The organism is Anaerotignum sp., from assembly GCF_031981185.1.
Lineage (GTDB): Bacteria > Bacillota > Clostridia > Lachnospirales > Anaerotignaceae > Chakrabartyella.
Genome location: NZ_DALYUL010000004.1, coordinates 21,374 through 37,791 on the forward strand (window position 1 = coordinate 21,374; position 16,418 = coordinate 37,791).

The following is a 16,418-nucleotide window of genomic DNA, read 5'->3' on the forward strand; positions in this document are numbered from 1 at the left end:
GTTTGAATCGGTTTTGATTATTCAAGACCGATTTTTTTTGTTTTATTTAAATAGAAAATAGTGTTTATGCTTTGCTTAATAAGACAGGAAGTGTTACCATATAAGTATTAATTATATTCGAAAAGAGTCGAGAATCCTTCCACTTTGCACGGGTAAGGGGGCAGTATGAAAAGAACAATTTCTATTTCTTGCAAGACAGCGTGTACCTTTGTGAGGGGAAGATTTCCCTATCATTGGGATTTGAACGTATATAGAGGATGTAATCATGACTGTAAATATTGCTACGCTCGCTATTCCCATAAGTATCTGAAGGAAAAAGGGGATTTTTCTGATGCCATTTTTGTAAAAACCAATATTGTGGATGCATTGGAACGGCAATTACGCAACCCCAAATGGGATAAGGGTGTCATTAATTTAGGCGGTGTAACAGACAATTATCAGGTTGCCGAGTCTATGGAGAGACAAATGCCCGAGATTTTGCGTTTAATGATTAAATATAATAATCCCATAATTATTTCAACAAAATCAGATTTAATACTAAGGGATTTCGATTTGTTTGATGAATTGTCAAGAAAAACCTATGTTAATATCGCTTCTACCATAACCACTGCAAATGAAACATTGCAAAAAAAACTGGAGCCCGGAGGGGTAAGTCCCATGAGGCGATTTTCCATGTTGCAGGAATTCAGAAAAACCAAGGCCTCTACAGCAGTGCATATGATGCCTTTGCTGCCTTACCTTACAGATGGGGAGGAAAACTTAAATGCTGTTTTTTCTCAGGCAAGAGATGCCCATGTGGATTATCTGCTGCCAGGGCTGCTGAATTTGAGAGGAGAAACAAAACAGGTTTTTTATCATTTTTTGCAGAAGGAATATCCGAATTTATTGGGTGAGTATAGGATACTTTATCAGAATGCAGGGCTTAAAGAGTATAGAGGGCCTTTGTTTGAAAAATTGGGTAGAATCAGAGAAAAATATCAGATTTCCTTTGATTATAGGAGTAGGCTTGACCGAGAGGTCAATGGGAAAAATAAGCCTGTTCAGCTTAGCCTTTTTGACTAAATAGGTGATTGGCATTGATTTTTAGAAGATTTATGATTTAGAAAAAAATGCTTATCTTCGGTTAATAATACTCTTTGTCTGCAAAAAGAATTACTTTATCCTTGACCGTAAAGTTGAATCTTTTTGTGAAAATAGAAAGAGGGATGCTTAAAATGATAATCGGTAGTTGTGAAGTCACCTTTCACGCTGATTGGGTAACTTCTCTGAAAGAAAAACGAATGGTAGTGAAAAGCCTTGTGGATAAAACAAGACATAAATTTAACGTTTCCGTTGCCGAGGTAGACTGTCAGGATCAACATAAAATAATCGTAATCGGTTTTGCCTGTGTAACCAACGAAAAACGACAGGCAGACAGCATCATACAACATATCCTGCGCTTTATGGAGCAAAACACGGAAGCGGAAATGATTTCCGTAGAATTTGAAGTGTTTTAGGGAGGTTTTTTGGCTGAAACAGTGGATTTTTTTATATTTTACAGTAGATTTTCAAAATACCGTGTGATATAATAACCTTTGATTGTTCAGTTTTAGGGACTGACATTTGGATGACGACAGTTTGATAAAAATAAGATTTAGTTGTCATAGAAACAGATTTTTAAGGAGGAGCTTCTACATGAACGCAACATTGTTGAACAAGGAAAAAACAGAAGTAAAATTTTCTTTTGAAGTAACCGCAGAAGTATTGGAAAAAGGTATGGCTTTTGCTTATAACAAGCATAAAAATCAAATTTCTCTCCCTGGTTTTAGAAAGGGTAAAGTACCTAGAAAGTTGATTGAGTCTCAGTATGGCGAAGGCTTTTTCTATGAAGATGCAGTAAACCATATTTTCCCTGAAGAATACATGGCAGCTGTAAAAGAGCTGAATTTGGACGTAGTTTCCGCACCATCTTTGGACGTTGAATATATCGGTTCCGATAAGGGTGCAAAATTTATTGTTGATGTTACAATTAAACCTGAAATTAAGTTGGGTCAATATAAAGGCCTTTCCACAGAGAAGGTTGTATCTGAAGTAACAGAAGAAGAAGTTTTGGCTGAATTGGAAAAGGTTCAGGCTAAAAATGCAAGAACCGTTGAAGTAACAGACAGAGCAGCAGAAATGGGCGATGTTGTGAAGATGAGCTATGAAGGCTCCGTTGACGGCGTACCTTTTGAGGGTGGCAAGGCAGATGAGCATGATTTAGAATTGGGCAGCGGTATGTTTATCCCCGGTTTTGAAGAAAAGCTTGTAGGTCACGCTTTGGGTGAAAAATTTGACATTGACGTGAAATTCCCAGAAGAGTATCACTCTCCAGATTTGGCAGGCAAGGATGCAGTTTTTGCAATTGAAATCAAAGGTATTACAAAGAAAGAACTGCCTGCGTTGGATGATGCTTTTGCAGAGGACGTTTCCGAATTTTCCACTTTGGATGAATACAAAGCAAGCATTCTGGAAAAGCTTGCAAAGGAGAAAGAAGAAAAAGCAAAACAGGTTCAGGGCGATAAGCTTTTGGATGTGGCAGTTGCAAACTGCGAAATGGAAGTACCACAGGTTATGTATGATAACAAAATTAACAGCATGATGAAGGATTTTGAAGATAACATCGTTCGTCAGGGCTTGTCCTTAGACATTTATTGCCAGTATATGGGTACAACACCTGAAGAAATGAAAGAAAACTTCAAAGAAACCAGCGTAAAGAGTGTGGATGCAAGATTAATGCTGGAAGCCATTGCAAAGGAAGAGGGCTTAGCAGTTTCTAAAGAAGAACTGGAAGCAGAAATTTGCAAATATGGCGAAAGCTACGGCATTGATGGAAAGAAAATGTTGGAAATGATAAGAGAAGAAGATAAAGAAGCGCTGGAACAGGATATGCTTGTAAGAGCAGCGATGAAGCTGATCGAAGACACAGCCGTTTTAACAGATCCTAAGGCTGAATAAGACCATCGATTAGGCACAGTTTTACTGTGCCTAATTAAGCTTTATAGGTATTTCAAAAGATATAAATTAATTGGGAATGGAGGGAGTTCATATGAGTTTAGTGCCTATGGTAGTGGAACAGACAAACCGGGGAGAGCGTTCTTATGATATTTATTCCAGACTGTTAAAGGACAGAGTTATTTTCCTGGGGGAAGAGGTAAATGATGTTACATCCAGCCTTATTGTAGCCCAGCTGTTATTTTTGGCTGCGGAAGACCCAGATAAGGACATTAGCCTTTATATCAACAGCCCAGGCGGCTCTGTAACCGCAGGACTTGCGATTTACGATACCATGCAGTATATTAAACCTGATGTGTCTACAATCTGCATTGGTATGGCAGCCAGTATGGGAGCTTTTCTTTTATCAGGTGGTGCAAAGGGTAAAAGATACGCATTGCCGAATGCAGAGGTTATGATTCATCAGCCTAGTGGTGGAGCAAGAGGACAGGCAACGGATATTTTTATCCATGCTGAGAATATTTTGCGTACCAAAAAGAAATTGAATGAAATTATGGCTAATAATACAGGAAGAACCATTGAAGAAATTGAAAGAGATACAGAGAGAGACCATTTTATGACGGCTGAGGAAGCAAAGGCCTATGGGCTGATTGATGATATAATTACAAAACCTCAGACAAAGGAGAGAGGCTAAATATGGCAGGAAAAACAGAAGATACGAACAAATTGCGTTGTTCCTTCTGCGGGAAAACTCAGGATCAAGTAAAGAAGCTGATTGCTGGGCCGAATGTATATATTTGTGATGAATGTATCGAGCTGTGCGCCGAAATTATTGATGAAGAATATGATGTTTTAGCAAACAAGGAAGAAAAGTTTAATGTACCTAAGCCAAAAGAAATCAAAGAGACACTAGACCAATATGTAATTGGTCAGGATAAGGCAAAACAGGCTTTGTCAGTAGCGGTTTATAACCACTATAAACGTGTTTATATGGATGCCAAGGCGGAGGATGTTGAACTTCAAAAAAGCAATATTCTTTTGGCAGGCCCAACTGGTACAGGAAAAACTTTGCTGGCGCAGACTTTAGCCAGAGTATTGAACGTTCCTTTTGCCATTGCAGACGCCACCTCCCTAACAGAAGCGGGATATGTAGGCGAGGATGTGGAAAACATCTTGCTGAAGCTCATTCAAGCAGCAGATTATGATATTGAACGCGCAGAGAGAGGCATTATTTATATTGATGAGATTGATAAGATTACGAAAAAATCGGAAAATGTATCAATCACTAGAGATGTTAGCGGCGAGGGCGTGCAACAGGCATTGCTAAAAATTCTGGAAGGCACCACGGCTAGTGTACCTCCTCAGGGTGGCAGGAAACATCCTCATCAGGAGTTTATCCAAATAGATACAACAAATATTTTATTTATTTGTGGCGGCGCTTTCGGCGGCATTGAAAAAATCATTGAAAACCGTATGGGACATAAGGTGATTGGTTTTGGAGCAGAAGTGCATAGCAGGTTAAACAAAACATCAGACGAAATTCTTCGTTCTTTGATGCCCCAGGATCTATTAAAATACGGACTTATTCCGGAATTTATCGGTCGTTTGCCCGTAGTGGTAACTTTGGATAATTTGGATGAAGAAGCATTTACCCATATTTTGACGGAGCCAAAAAATGCATTGACAAAGCAGTATGAATATCTATTTGCTTTGGATGATGTTATTTTGGAATTTGAACCAGAGGCTTTAGCGGCCATTGCAAAAAAGGCAATGGAGCGGGCAACAGGTGCCAGAGGGTTGCGTGCAATTATGGAGGAATTTATTAATCCAATTATGTATGAAATTCCCGCTGAAACAACGCTGGAAAGATGTATCATTACCCAAGGTGTTGTGGAGGGGAATGAAGCCCCTAAATATATTTATAATGAAAATCGGCAACCCTTACAGCGTATGCGCAGACGCAAGCATACAAGAAAGGTGAATGCTTCTTGATTAACTTAAGAAATCAATCCCCTATGAATATTTCATAGGGGATTTTTTGCGTTAGAAAAGTATTTGATGAATTATTTTTTCACCAATTTATTGCAATTAAACTGAGAGTTATGTTTGACAACCTCAAAAAAATCATTTAATTATGTAATATTATTCCTAATTATCCTTCAAAAGGGGAAAGATTCACTGGAAATTTCTTTTTCCTACGGGCAAAACGTATGGGTTTTTATGCATTACTACAGAGAAAAATTATATTCGTCTATATAATGCGGAATAATGTACATGGAATGCGGAATGAATAGCAATAATAACAAAATTGCAAAATAAGAAAAAAAGTTGTTAAAATGTGTTGACGTTGTTAAAAAGTGAACATATAATTATTTTGTATTCGAGATATAGACAAAAATAAACATATGTGCATATGTTAAAGACACAGGAGTGAGAGTGCAATGTTATCTTTAAAAATGATTCAAAATGCAAAAGAGGTTCTGACTGGTATTGCAACAGAAACACCTTTATTTCAGTCTAAGTTTATCAATCCTGACGCTGATGTGTATATTAAGTGTGAAAATATGCAGGTAACAGGTTCTTTTAAGTTGAGAGGTGCTTATTACAAAACAGCTAATTTAACGGAAGAAGAAGCAATGCATGGCGTTGTGGCTTGTTCTGCAGGCAACCATGCCCAGGGTGTTGCCTTGGCGGCAAAGAAAAAAGGAATTCAAGCTGTTATTTGTATGCCTGCTGGTGCGCCCCTTGCTAAAGTTGAGGCAACAAAAAGCTATGGTGCAGAGGTTGTGTTAGTTCCTGGTGTTTATGACGACGCTGCTGCAAAAGCTGCAGAGCTTAAAAATGAAAAGGGATACACTTTTTTACATCCCTTTAATGATGACTACGTTATGGCAGGACAAGGAACCATTGGTCTTGAAATTTTGGAACATTTGGAAGATGTTGAAGTTGTGCTTGTTCCCATTGGCGGCGGCGGCTTAATCAGCGGTGTTGCTTGTGCAATTAAAGAATTGAAACCTGAATGTAAGGTTTATGGTGTACAGGCTGAAGGCGCGCCTTCCATGTTTAATTCCTTACGTGATGGCAAAATTGAGACATTGGCAGAAGTAAACACTGTTGCCGATGGTATTGCTGTAAAACAGCCAGGAGATAAGACTTTTGAGATGTGTCAGAAGTATGTGGATGGAATTGTTACGGTTTCCGAGGAAGAAATTGCTTCTGCAATCCTGATGCTTTTAGAAAAGCACAAAATGGTGGCAGAAGGTGCTGGTGCAGTTTCTGTTGCTGCGGCAATGTACAATAAAGCTGATATTCAGGGCAAAAAGACTGTTTGTATTATTTCCGGCGGTAACGTGGATATTAATATTTTAGATCGTATTATTGATAAAGGCCTGCAGGTGAATGGTCGATTGACAAAATTCTCTGTAACAATGATGGATAAGCCTGGTCAGCTGACACAGATGCTTCAGATTATCGCAGAAGCTGGTGCAAACATTTTCAATGTAAACCATGACCGTATGGTGCGTAATATTGCAGTTGGAAAATGTATTGTAGATGTAACCGTGGAAACTAGAAACAAAAACCATTGTGAAGAGCTGATTGAGAAGCTTGTTTCTAATGGTTATGATGTAAAGTAAGGAAACCCTTTCTTTTCTATATGTCTATTTAGCCCCCCTAAATAGCGAGACATCCTTTTATTGATTAAATAAAAGGATGTTTTTTTATGGAAGTTAAGGTATAATCACAATACAATAGATAAATGAAAGCGGAGGGAACCTATGGAACGTAAGAAAGAGGCCGGTATTCTGATTACTTTAGGCGGGGGGATTTGCTGGGGTATATCAGGGTGTTTCGGGCAGTTTTTATTTGTGGAGAAAAATATTACAGCTGAATGGCTGGTTGCAATACGTCTTATTTTTGCTGGAGCTTTATTAATAATGATGGGGTTTGCGATTCAGAAAGGGAAAATGTTGGAGGTTTTTAAAAATAAAGCTGACACAAAGCAGCTTTTAATATTCTCCCTTTTGGGGATGCTCATGTGTCAATATACATATTTTGCAGCAATCCAACACTCCAATGCGGGAACGGCAACAGTATTACAGTTTTTAAACCCATTAATTATATTGGCAGTGGTTTGTGTAAAGGGGAGGAGACTACCAAGTAGGGTGGAGCTTTGGGCAATTATGGCAGCCCTCTTGGGTACCTTTTTGCTTAGCACCCGTGGGGATATTTACAATATGTCTTTGACGGGAACAGCACTGTTTTTTGGGTTAAGTTCTGCTTTGGGTGCGGCCCTTTACAGCTTGCTTTCCGGTGGTCTAATGAGAAAGTACGGTGTTTATGTTGTGGTGGGCTACGGGATGTTGTTTGCGGGCGTTATTATGGTACCTTTTGTTCGGCCTTGGAATTACCCAATTTTATGGGACACAGGAACCATTCTGGGGGTTTTAGGAGTGGTTGTGATTGGTACGGCAGTAGCATTTTCCTTATTTTTAAAAGGAGTTAGCCTGGTTGGACCATTTATGGGGAGCCTTTTGGGCAGTATTGAACCTGTGACGGCAATAGTGGTTTCAGTACTATTCTTGGGCTCTGTGTTTCATCCTGTTGAGTTAGTTGGTTTTATATTGATTCTTGGAACGGTGTTGGGATTATCTTTTTATTCCAGAAAAGAAGAGAATGTGCGTTCACAAGATTTAGAAGCATGAAAGTAGAATGGGGTGCTTGGAATTGACCAAGATGTTTTGTAAAACAAACAGTTTGTTTCAGTGCATAGAGTTCTAAAAAAAGCCCATTGCAAGGCATTTCCTCTGCCAGCAGTGGGCTTTTTATTAAAAAAGATTGATTATTTTGCGTTACAGCCAGGAGCAGCCGCAGAGGATGCGGAAGCCACGGTGGGGCGATCAAAATAAGGGCTTTTTTCTGTTACAGATAGGGGAATGCCGTAACCTAAAAATACTTTTTCGGAAAAAAGGCCTAAAGACAATGCTGCTTTGCCTGCCGAAAACATAATCCTATTATCAATGCGATGTGTTGCCGCTACGGAAACAGCAGAACCCATGGCAATGCCTAAATCGCCTACGGCGAAGGCACAATGGATGCCACTTTTATTGGCACCGAAACAGTCTCCAGCGCCACAGTAATTACAGTAAGGCAACCCTCTATAGGTTTCCTGTGCCCCAAAGAGAACAACGCAGGCAGATAAGTCTACGTTTTCTGCATCTCTTATATAAAATGGCTGACGGGTTTCCTCACCGATTTTTCTCATTTCTGCCGCAAGGGCATCCTTATCCGTTCCATCAATAATGAGGGATTCCATGCTATCCCTGCCACAGCCCTTAGGGGCTGTTTTCGCTGCTGCAATCATAAGGGAAGCTACGGTTTCAATTGCTCTTAATTGAAGCTTTTCACCACTGTATTTCATCTCTTGTTCCTCCTTTTCCTTTTGTAAAATGATACACAATTCATTATACAGTATGTTTTGTAAAAGATGCAATATCGTAGAGGAAATTGCGTTGATAAAAAAGGTGCGAGATTTGCATATTTATGGTATAATTTTATATTAAGGCAAACAGTGGTTCGCAAATATGTTTCAAAAGATAGATGAGGTGAGTAATTTGGCAGAACAGAAAAAGACAACAAGAAAGAGTAGCGCTGGTTCAACGAAGGCCGTCGCAAAATCTACTGCCGTGAAAAAAAATACAAATGGGAAGACTGGGGCGGGGAAAAGCAGTTCCTCAAAGAGTCAGCATAAAGGAGCTTCCAAGGCGATAGAAAAGAATGACCGCTTTGGGGATAGTATATTGGATGAGGTAATCCTAATTATCATCATGCTGATTTCCCTAGTAGCTGAAATTAGCGTGCTTACGGAAAAAATGGGCATCATTGGGCATTTGTTCAGCAGTCTGTTTAAAGGACTATTTGGTTTTGCAGGGGTATTGTTGCCGCTATGTATTATTCTATATTGTGGATGGCTTTTGGCAAGTGAAGAAAGAAAAATGCCTGTGATTCGCGGTCTTGGCGGCTTACTATTTCTTCTTTGTGTTGCGGCAGGGGTACACTTAATACATCCCATTGAAGCCACTGCCAATTTAAAATTTTTCCAGAAAGTTGCCTTTTACTACGGGGAAGGGGCTATGGGCAACGGCGGTTTACTTGGCGTTGCCTTGGGCGGTATGCTATTTAGTGCCTTTGATACGCTGGGCAGCACTTTGGTATTAATTGCTCTCTTGATTATTTCGTTTATTATGGCTACAGGAAAGTCCTTTTTTCAGGCGGTTTCCGATTACTCTGCTCACCAAAAAGCGATGCAAAAGGTAAGACAAGAAAAGATAAAAAGCAAAGCGGAACAGATTCGATTGATGGAGCAGGCAGAAGCAGAAAAGCGGGAGCGTCGGCGACAGCGGGAAAAAAAGAAAGGCAGTTACAATATTGAGCTCTGGGACGAGGAAGGCTGTGAGACTGAGAATCCTGAAATAGAAGAAACAGTTTTCCGTAAAAAGGATCCTGCAAAATTTAAGAAGGCGGAACCTATTTACAACTTTATTTTTGAGGAAGGCCAAGATGGAACTGACGGAACTGTCCAGGAAGAAAGCGAAGATTTTGAAATCGAGTCTGTTTTAGAAAATCAGCAAAAAGACGAAGAAATCCCCATTATGGTTCATTCCAAGGCGGTTCAGGATGAAGGGGAAGAGATGCTGGAGGAAATTTTCAGAGAGAACACGGAAGAGGAGCTTTTGTTATCAGAAGAGGAAGAGGTTTTTACAAAGGACGAGCCTGTATGTGATTCAGAGGAGATGCCCATTGTTGTTTTGGACGATGCGGATGAGAGCTTAGCTGTCACAGAGGACTTGGATGTATTCGAAAGTACGAATACTTCTCCTGATATAGAAATAACAGAGGATGCCGATGCATTGAAAGATACGGAAGAAGGAGAAAAGCAACAGAAAACTTCTGACAAAGCGGAGATGGCACCTGAGGAAGAGGTTGCTGCCGAACCAGTTGAGGAAGAAATTCCCTATGTATTTCCACCCATAGACCTTTTAGGGGAAGACCCAAAATCGGGAGGTGGGGACTCAAAGGCAGAGATGCTAGCTAATGCGAAAAAGTTGGAGTCCACATTGAAGAGCTTTGGTGTTGATGCAAAAGTGATTCAAATAAACAGAGGGCCAACAGTTACCCGATACGAATTATCCCCTAGCCAAGGGGTAAAAGTAAGCAAGATTGTAAATTTGGCGGATGATATAGCTCTAAATTTAGCGGCAAGCGGCATTCGAATTGAAGCGCCTATCCCTGGAAAGGCGGCAGTGGGTATTGAAGTGCCTAACCGAGAGACCCAATCCGTTTATTTGAGAACGGTATTAGATAGTGATGCTTTCCATAATCATGGTTCCAAGCTGGCATTTGCACTGGGAGAGGACATTGCGGGGAACCCTGTGGTTACGGATATTGGGAAAATGCCCCATCTTTTAATTGCAGGAGCAACGGGAAGTGGTAAGAGTGTTTGCATTAACACACTGATTACCAGCATTTTATATAAGGCGGATCCCAAGGACGTAAAACTTTTGTTGGTTGACCCCAAGGTGGTGGAGTTAAGTGTTTATAATGGTATTCCCCATCTATTGATTCCTGTTGTTACCGACCCCAAAAAGGCGTCAGCGGCGTTAAACTGGGCAGTGCGAGAAATGCTGCAAAGATATAACGATTTTGCGGCATTTGGTGTAAGGGATATTAAGGGCTTTAATGCCATGAAAGAAGAAGAAGGGGACGAAAAAGGAAAGATGGCGCAAATTGTCATCGTCATTGATGAGTTGGCGGATTTGATGATGGCGGCTCCCGGTGAGGTAGAGGATTCCATTTGCCGATTAGCGCAAATGGCTCGTGCTGCGGGAATGCACTTGATTATCGCAACCCAGCGACCGTCTGTAGATGTCATTACCGGCGTCATTAAGGCAAACATTCCATCTCGATTGGCCTTTGCAGTTTCATCGGGCATTGACTCCAGAACTATTTTGGATATGGTTGGTGCGGAAAAGCTCTTGGGTAAGGGAGATATGTTGTTTTACCCTGCGGGACAAAGCAAGCCTGCCCGTTTACAAGGGGCGTTTGTTACCGATAAAGAGGTGGAGGATATTGTTTCCTTCCTGAAAAAAAGCGGTCGCCCTGGATATACTCAGGATACCATAGACCAAATTACAAAGGTAACAAAAACCGGTATGGATGCAGATGAAGATCGGGATGAGTTTTTTGAACCCGCTGTGGATCTGATTATTGAAAAGGAAAAAGCCTCTGTTTCTATGCTGCAAAGACAGTTTAGAATTGGCTATAACCGTGCGGCAAGGCTGATGGATGAGCTAGAGCGCAAAGGAATGGTTGGCTCCGAAGATGGAAGTAAGCCCAGAAAAGTACTCATTACCCGTGCCCAATGGGAAACGGTAAAAGAGCCTGTGGAAGAAGAGCTTCCATGATGACAAGCAGGAGAGAATTCACTTTACATAATCAAAAGAAGTTTTACAGTCTTTCCGTTTTTAATATGTCAAAGAGGATTGTTGAAAAAGGAAAAATTTGTGAAAATAACCTCTAAAACAGAAGGAAACACAAATATTGTATTGGATAAAATATTTCTTTGTCTGTTGACAAAAAAACCTGCTTATAGTACCATTTCCCTAGAGGTCATATGACTGACGGAAGTGGAGTTAACCACATGGAGTATGACAAGGATAAATGCCGACCGTCTGGGCGATGACGCTTGGACTGTCGGTTTTTTTATTGCGGTTCACGGCGTTTGAAAACCGTTGAAGGACTGAAAGGAGTTTGTTTATCATGAAAACAGATTTGCAAATTGCACAGGAGTGCACAATGGAGCCAATTACTGTGATAGCTGCAAAAGCAGGGATTCCCGAGGAATTTGTGGAATGCTACGGGAGGTATAAGGCGAAAATCAGCGACAAATACTATAATCAGATTAAAAACAACCCCAGTGGGAAGCTGATTTTAGTGACTGCTGTAAACCCTACCCCTGCAGGCGAGGGGAAAACCACAGTGACCATTGGCTTAGCCCAGGCACTGCAGAAGTTGGGTAAAAATGCCATTACCTGTTTAAGAGAGCCATCCCTTGGCCCATGCATGGGTGTAAAGGGTGGAGCTGCCGGTGGCGGTTATGCTCAGGTTGTTCCTATGGAGGAAATCAACCTACATTTTACTGGGGATTTGCATGCTATTACTACAGCAAACAACCTCTTGGCATCCATGGTGGACAATCATATTCAACAAGGAAATGATTTAAATATTGATCCTAGAAAAATCACTTGGAAAAGAGTTGTTGACTTAAACGATAGACAACTGAGAAATGTCATTTCAGGCTTGGGTGGTAAGGTAAACGGCGTACCCCGTGAGGATGGTTTCCAAATTACCGTTGCTTCTGAGATTATGGCGATTTTCTGCTTGGCCAACGACATAAAGCATTTAAAAGAGATGTTAGGCCAAATTATAATTGGCTATACTTACAATGATGAGCCTGTAACGGCAAAGCAAATCGGTGCTGACGGTGCAATGACCGTTTTATTGAAGGATGCGCTTCAGCCCAACTTGGTACAGACTTTGGAGCATACGCCTGCAATGATTCACGGCGGCCCCTTTGCAAATATTGCCCATGGCTGTAACAGTGTTCGTGCCACAAAATTAGGCTTGAAAATGGCGGATTATGTGGTGACGGAAGCTGGCTTTGGTGCGGATTTGGGGGCAGAGAAATTTTTTGATATTAAGTGCCGCAAGGCTGGCATTCAGCCCGACGCCGTTGTTCTGGTTGCAACAATCCGTGCAATGAAATATAATGGTGGTGTTGCCAAAGCAGATTTGAGCAATGAAAACTTGGAAGCTTTGAAAAAAGGTTTTGTAAATTTAGAAAAGCATATTGAAAATATACAGAAATTTGGCGTTCCTGTTGTGGTTACTTTGAACCATTTTGTGGCAGATACTGATGCAGAAGTTGCCTTTGTAAAGGAGCGCTGTGAGGCTATGGGTGCAACCTTTGCCATTGCAAGGGTTTGGGCAGAAGGTGGCGAAGGCGGCCGTACTTTGGCGGAAAAGGTCTTGGAAACTTTAGAGACAAAGGAAAATAATTTTCATACCTTATATGATGACAATTTAACCATCCAGGAAAAAATAAATTGTGTTTGTAAAGAAATTTATGGCGCAGGAAGTGTCAGTTTCTCGGGAGCAGCAAAAAAGACCCTGGCTCAAATTGAACAGCTAGGCTTTGGGCATTTCCCTGTCTGCATTGCAAAAACACAATATTCCCTTTCCGATGACCCTAAGCTTTTGGGACGTCCTGAGGGATTTGAGGTAAATGTGAAAGAATTGAGAATTTCAGCAGGAGCAGGCTTTATTGTTGCAATGCTTGGAGATATTATGACAATGCCCGGCTTACCAAAAAGACCTGCGGCTTTGGATATTGATATTGATGAGGATGGCAACATCGTAGGATTATTCTAAGGAGTTGTAATGATGACAGCACAATTGATTGATGGCAAGTTGATTTCGGCGCAGATCAAAGAGGAAGCGGCAATAGAAGCGGCTCAAATTAAGGCTCAGGGAGTAAATCCCTGCCTTGCCGTTGTTTTGGTGGGAAACGATTCCGCTTCTCAAGTTTATGTAAATAATAAAAAGAAGGCATGCGAGGCTGTGGGTATTCGCTCTGTATCTTATGAATTAGGGGCAGAAACATCAGAAGAGGAACTGCTCCGCCTTGTGGCACAGCTAAACGCTGATGAGACCGTTCACGGTATTTTGGTGCAAATGCCTTTGCCGAAGCATATCAATGAGGAAAAAGTTATTCTTGCCATTGATGCTAAAAAGGATGTAGACTGCTTTCATCCTATGAACGTGGGACTATTGCATACAGGAGGCAAAGGTTTTTTGCCTTGCACGCCTGCAGGTATTATTGAGTTAATCAAGCGCAGTGGACATACAATACAAGGGCAGAATTGTGTGATTATCGGAAGAAGCAATATCGTTGGGAAGCCAGTGGCTATGCTGTTGATGCAGGAGAACGGAACGGTGACAATTTGCCATTCAAAGACCCGAAATCTGGCGGAGGTTTGCTTGGGGGCGGATATTATTGTCAGTGCCACGGGAAAGGTAAATACTGTTACCGCAGATATGGTCAAAGCAGGTGCCATTGTGATTGATGTAGGCATGAACCGCAACGAGGCAGGCAAGCTCTGTGGAGATGTGGATTTTGAAGCTGTAAAAGAGATTGCAGGGGCAATTACACCTGTGCCGGGAGGCGTAGGGCCCATGACCATAGCAATGCTTATGAAGAATTGTCTTGTGGCTGCAAAAATGCAGAACAACTTGATGTAAATTTAGGGAGGTAAACATGAAAGGAACCGTAGCATTCACTTCTTTAGGGTGTGACAAAAACAGAGTAGACAGCGAGGTTATGCTGGGCATATTGGCGCAAAATGGTTTTCAGACCATCGCCAATGAAGCAGAGGCAGACATCATCGTGATCAATACATGCTGTTTTATTAAGGACGCCCTAGACGAAAGTATTGAAACCATTCTGGAGATGGCGGAGTATAAAAAAACAGGCAAATGCAAAGGCTTAATCGTAGCCGGTTGTTTGGGACAGCGCTATGAGAAGGAGTTTTTTGATGAACTGCCTGAGGTGGATGCAGTCATTGGTACAGCGGCCTATGAATCTGTGGCGGAGGTAGCTGCAGATATTTTAAAGGGAAAGATGGGCGAGAAGTATTTAGAGGATATTGATCGTCCGATGGAAGATGCCAATGGGAAACTGCGGATTCTTTCTACTGCTCCTTATTTTGCATATTTAAAGATTTCTGAGGGCTGTGATAACCATTGCACCTATTGCGTTATACCTAAGCTTAGAGGCAAACACAGAAGCCGTACCATAGAAAGCCTTGTGGAAGAAGCAAAGGTTTTGGAAGAAAATGGTGTGAAGGAATTGGTTATTGTTGCACAGGATACTTCCATTTATGGCAGAGACTTATATGGTGAACCTAAACTCCATGTCTTGTTGGAGGAATTATCAAAAATTGATGGCATTGAATGGATTCGTTTGTTATACTGTTATCCTGAAACATTAACCCAAGAAACCATTGATGAAATGGCTAGGAATGAAAAAATCTGTCATTATATTGATATGCCCATTCAGCATGGGAACGACGCTGTGTTAAAGCGCATGGGCAGAAAAAGCAACCAGGCCTTAATCAAAGAAAAGGTAGCGGCATTGCGTGGGGCGATGCCCGATATTGCCATTCGGACGACACTGATTGTGGGATTCCCCGGCGAAACGGCAGCGGAATTTGAGGATTTGCTTGATTTTGTGGAAGAAATGCGTTTTGACCGTTTGGGAGTATTTTCCTACTCTCAGGAAGAGGGCACAGCGGCGGCAATCATGGAAAATCAGATTGACGATGAGCTTAAGGAAGTCAGAAAAGAAACCATCATGGATATTCAAAAAAATATTGCGGCTTCCCTTTGTGAAAAGGAAGTGGGCAAGGTGGTACAGGTGTTGGTGGAGGGCAAGTTGCCCGAAGAAAATATTTATTGCGGAAGAACCCGCAGAGATGCACCGGATATTGATGGGTTGGTATTTTTAACAGCGGAAGAGGAACTATATTCCGGTGATTTTGTAACAGCAAGAATCCGAGAAGCCGGAGACTATGATTTGATGGGAGATGTAATTTATGCAGATGAATCTGCCGAATAAACTGACAATGCTTCGGGTGATTTTAATTCCCGCATTTCTATTGGTACTGTTTTTGGTGCCTGCACCTTTAAATCGTTATATTGCCGTAGCAATTTTTATTGTTGCATCTATAACGGATTTTTTGGACGGATACCTTGCAAGAAAATGGAATTTAGTTAGTAACTTCGGTAAGTTTATGGATCCCTTGGCGGATAAGCTTTTGGTAATGGCCGCCCTTGTTTCCATGGTTCAGCTAGGAGATTTGGCAAGCTGGGTAGTTATCATTATTTTAGCTAGGGAGTTTGCAATTACAGGCTTTCGTACCCTAGCGATGGAGGCTAAAATTGTCATGGCTGCCAGCTGGTGGGGAAAGGTGAAAACCACAGTGCAAATGATTATGATTATTGTGGTGTTGTTGAATTTGCCTTTACCGGGTATTTCTATCATTGAAAAGCTTTTGGTTGGTTTAGCGGTATTTTTCACTATCCTCTCAGGGGTGGATTACATTGTAAAAAACAAGCAGGTTTTAAAGGGATAAAGGTGTTGACAAAGTCAATACTATTTGAAAAAAGTTTCGTTTCTTCAAGCTTTTTCAGTGGAAAAACAGATGAGTTCCTGGGACTAATTGGTCTTGAAACTCCCTGTTTGACTTGGTTGGCAAAGCCCATCCTGCGGATTTAATTAAGGAAACTCTTTGTTTCCCTAACCCTTCCGTAACATAAAAAGGTGCTAT

Annotated in this window: 13 protein-coding genes and 1 riboswitch; of the genes, 12 read left to right on the forward strand and 1 reads right to left on the reverse strand. The window is 41.2% G+C overall.

Going from position 1 to position 16,418, the window contains the following annotated elements; genetic code table 11:
- Positions 1-165 precede the first annotated feature (165 nt).
- The 7 genes from RTK36_RS02995 to RTK36_RS03025 all read left to right on the forward strand — a co-directional run bounded on the left by RTK36_RS02995 (position 166) and on the right by RTK36_RS03025 (position 7,676).
- Positions 166-1,062: an SPL family radical SAM protein gene (locus RTK36_RS02995; protein WP_312044199.1), complete on the forward strand. Its 897-nt coding sequence runs from the start codon at positions 166-168 to the stop codon at positions 1,060-1,062.
- A 152-nt stretch (positions 1,063-1,214) separates the two neighbouring features.
- On the forward strand, positions 1,215-1,496 hold the full coding sequence (locus RTK36_RS03000) for a DUF503 domain-containing protein (protein WP_312044201.1): 282 nt from the start codon (positions 1,215-1,217) through the stop codon (positions 1,494-1,496).
- Between the two features lie 178 nt (positions 1,497-1,674).
- On the forward strand, positions 1,675-2,976 hold the full coding sequence (gene tig / locus RTK36_RS03005; protein ID WP_312044203.1) for a trigger factor: 1,302 nt from the start codon (positions 1,675-1,677) through the stop codon (positions 2,974-2,976).
- 91 nt (positions 2,977-3,067) lie between these two features.
- The gene (gene clpP, locus RTK36_RS03010) at positions 3,068-3,667 is read left to right on the forward strand and encodes an ATP-dependent Clp endopeptidase proteolytic subunit ClpP (RefSeq protein WP_066047227.1); all 600 of its coding nucleotides are present in this window, start codon (positions 3,068-3,070) and stop codon (positions 3,665-3,667) included.
- Between the two features lie 2 nt (positions 3,668-3,669).
- Positions 3,670-4,965 (forward strand): ATP-dependent Clp protease ATP-binding subunit ClpX, encoded by a 1,296-nt coding sequence (gene clpX, locus RTK36_RS03015; RefSeq protein ID WP_312044205.1) that lies wholly within the window; start codon positions 3,670-3,672, stop codon positions 4,963-4,965.
- Positions 4,966-5,414: 449 nt separating this feature from the next.
- Entirely contained in the window at positions 5,415-6,608 is a 1,194-nt protein-coding gene (gene ilvA / locus RTK36_RS03020) for a threonine ammonia-lyase (protein WP_312044207.1), read from the forward strand.
- A 141-nt stretch (positions 6,609-6,749) separates the two neighbouring features.
- The gene (locus RTK36_RS03025; RefSeq protein ID WP_312044209.1) at positions 6,750-7,676 is read left to right on the forward strand and encodes an EamA family transporter; all 927 of its coding nucleotides are present in this window, start codon (positions 6,750-6,752) and stop codon (positions 7,674-7,676) included.
- Positions 7,677-7,813: 137 nt separating this feature from the next.
- Here the strand turns inward: RTK36_RS03025 and RTK36_RS03030 are convergent, their stop codons facing one another.
- Positions 7,814-8,392 (reverse strand): ferredoxin domain-containing protein, encoded by a 579-nt coding sequence (locus RTK36_RS03030; RefSeq protein WP_312044211.1) that lies wholly within the window; start codon positions 8,390-8,392, stop codon positions 7,814-7,816.
- 163 nt (positions 8,393-8,555) lie between these two features.
- Here RTK36_RS03030 and RTK36_RS03035 point away from each other — a divergent pair, with 163 nt between their 5' ends.
- The 5 genes from RTK36_RS03035 (at position 8,556) to pgsA (ending at position 16,223) form a co-directional block, all read left to right on the forward strand.
- The gene (locus RTK36_RS03035; RefSeq protein ID WP_312044213.1) at positions 8,556-11,435 is read left to right on the forward strand and encodes a DNA translocase FtsK; all 2,880 of its coding nucleotides are present in this window, start codon (positions 8,556-8,558) and stop codon (positions 11,433-11,435) included.
- A gap of 199 nt (positions 11,436-11,634) precedes the next feature.
- A riboswitch (ZMP/ZTP riboswitch) is annotated at positions 11,635-11,715 on the forward strand.
- Positions 11,716-11,790: 75 nt separating this feature from the next.
- Complete coding sequence (locus RTK36_RS03040; protein ID WP_312044215.1) at positions 11,791-13,461, forward strand: formate--tetrahydrofolate ligase; 1,671 nt, start codon at positions 11,791-11,793, stop codon at positions 13,459-13,461.
- 12 nt (positions 13,462-13,473) lie between these two features.
- Positions 13,474-14,331, forward strand: coding sequence for a bifunctional 5,10-methylenetetrahydrofolate dehydrogenase/5,10-methenyltetrahydrofolate cyclohydrolase (locus RTK36_RS03045; RefSeq protein WP_312044217.1), 858 nt, complete (start codon positions 13,474-13,476; stop codon positions 14,329-14,331).
- 16 nt (positions 14,332-14,347) lie between these two features.
- On the forward strand, positions 14,348-15,706 hold the full coding sequence (gene rimO, locus RTK36_RS03050; protein ID WP_312044219.1) for a 30S ribosomal protein S12 methylthiotransferase RimO: 1,359 nt from the start codon (positions 14,348-14,350) through the stop codon (positions 15,704-15,706).
- Positions 15,690-16,223, forward strand: a complete 534-nt coding sequence (gene pgsA, locus RTK36_RS03055) for a CDP-diacylglycerol--glycerol-3-phosphate 3-phosphatidyltransferase (protein WP_312044457.1) — start codon at positions 15,690-15,692, stop codon at positions 16,221-16,223. Before rimO ends, pgsA begins: the two co-directional genes overlap by 17 nt.
- Positions 16,224-16,418 lie beyond the last annotated feature (195 nt).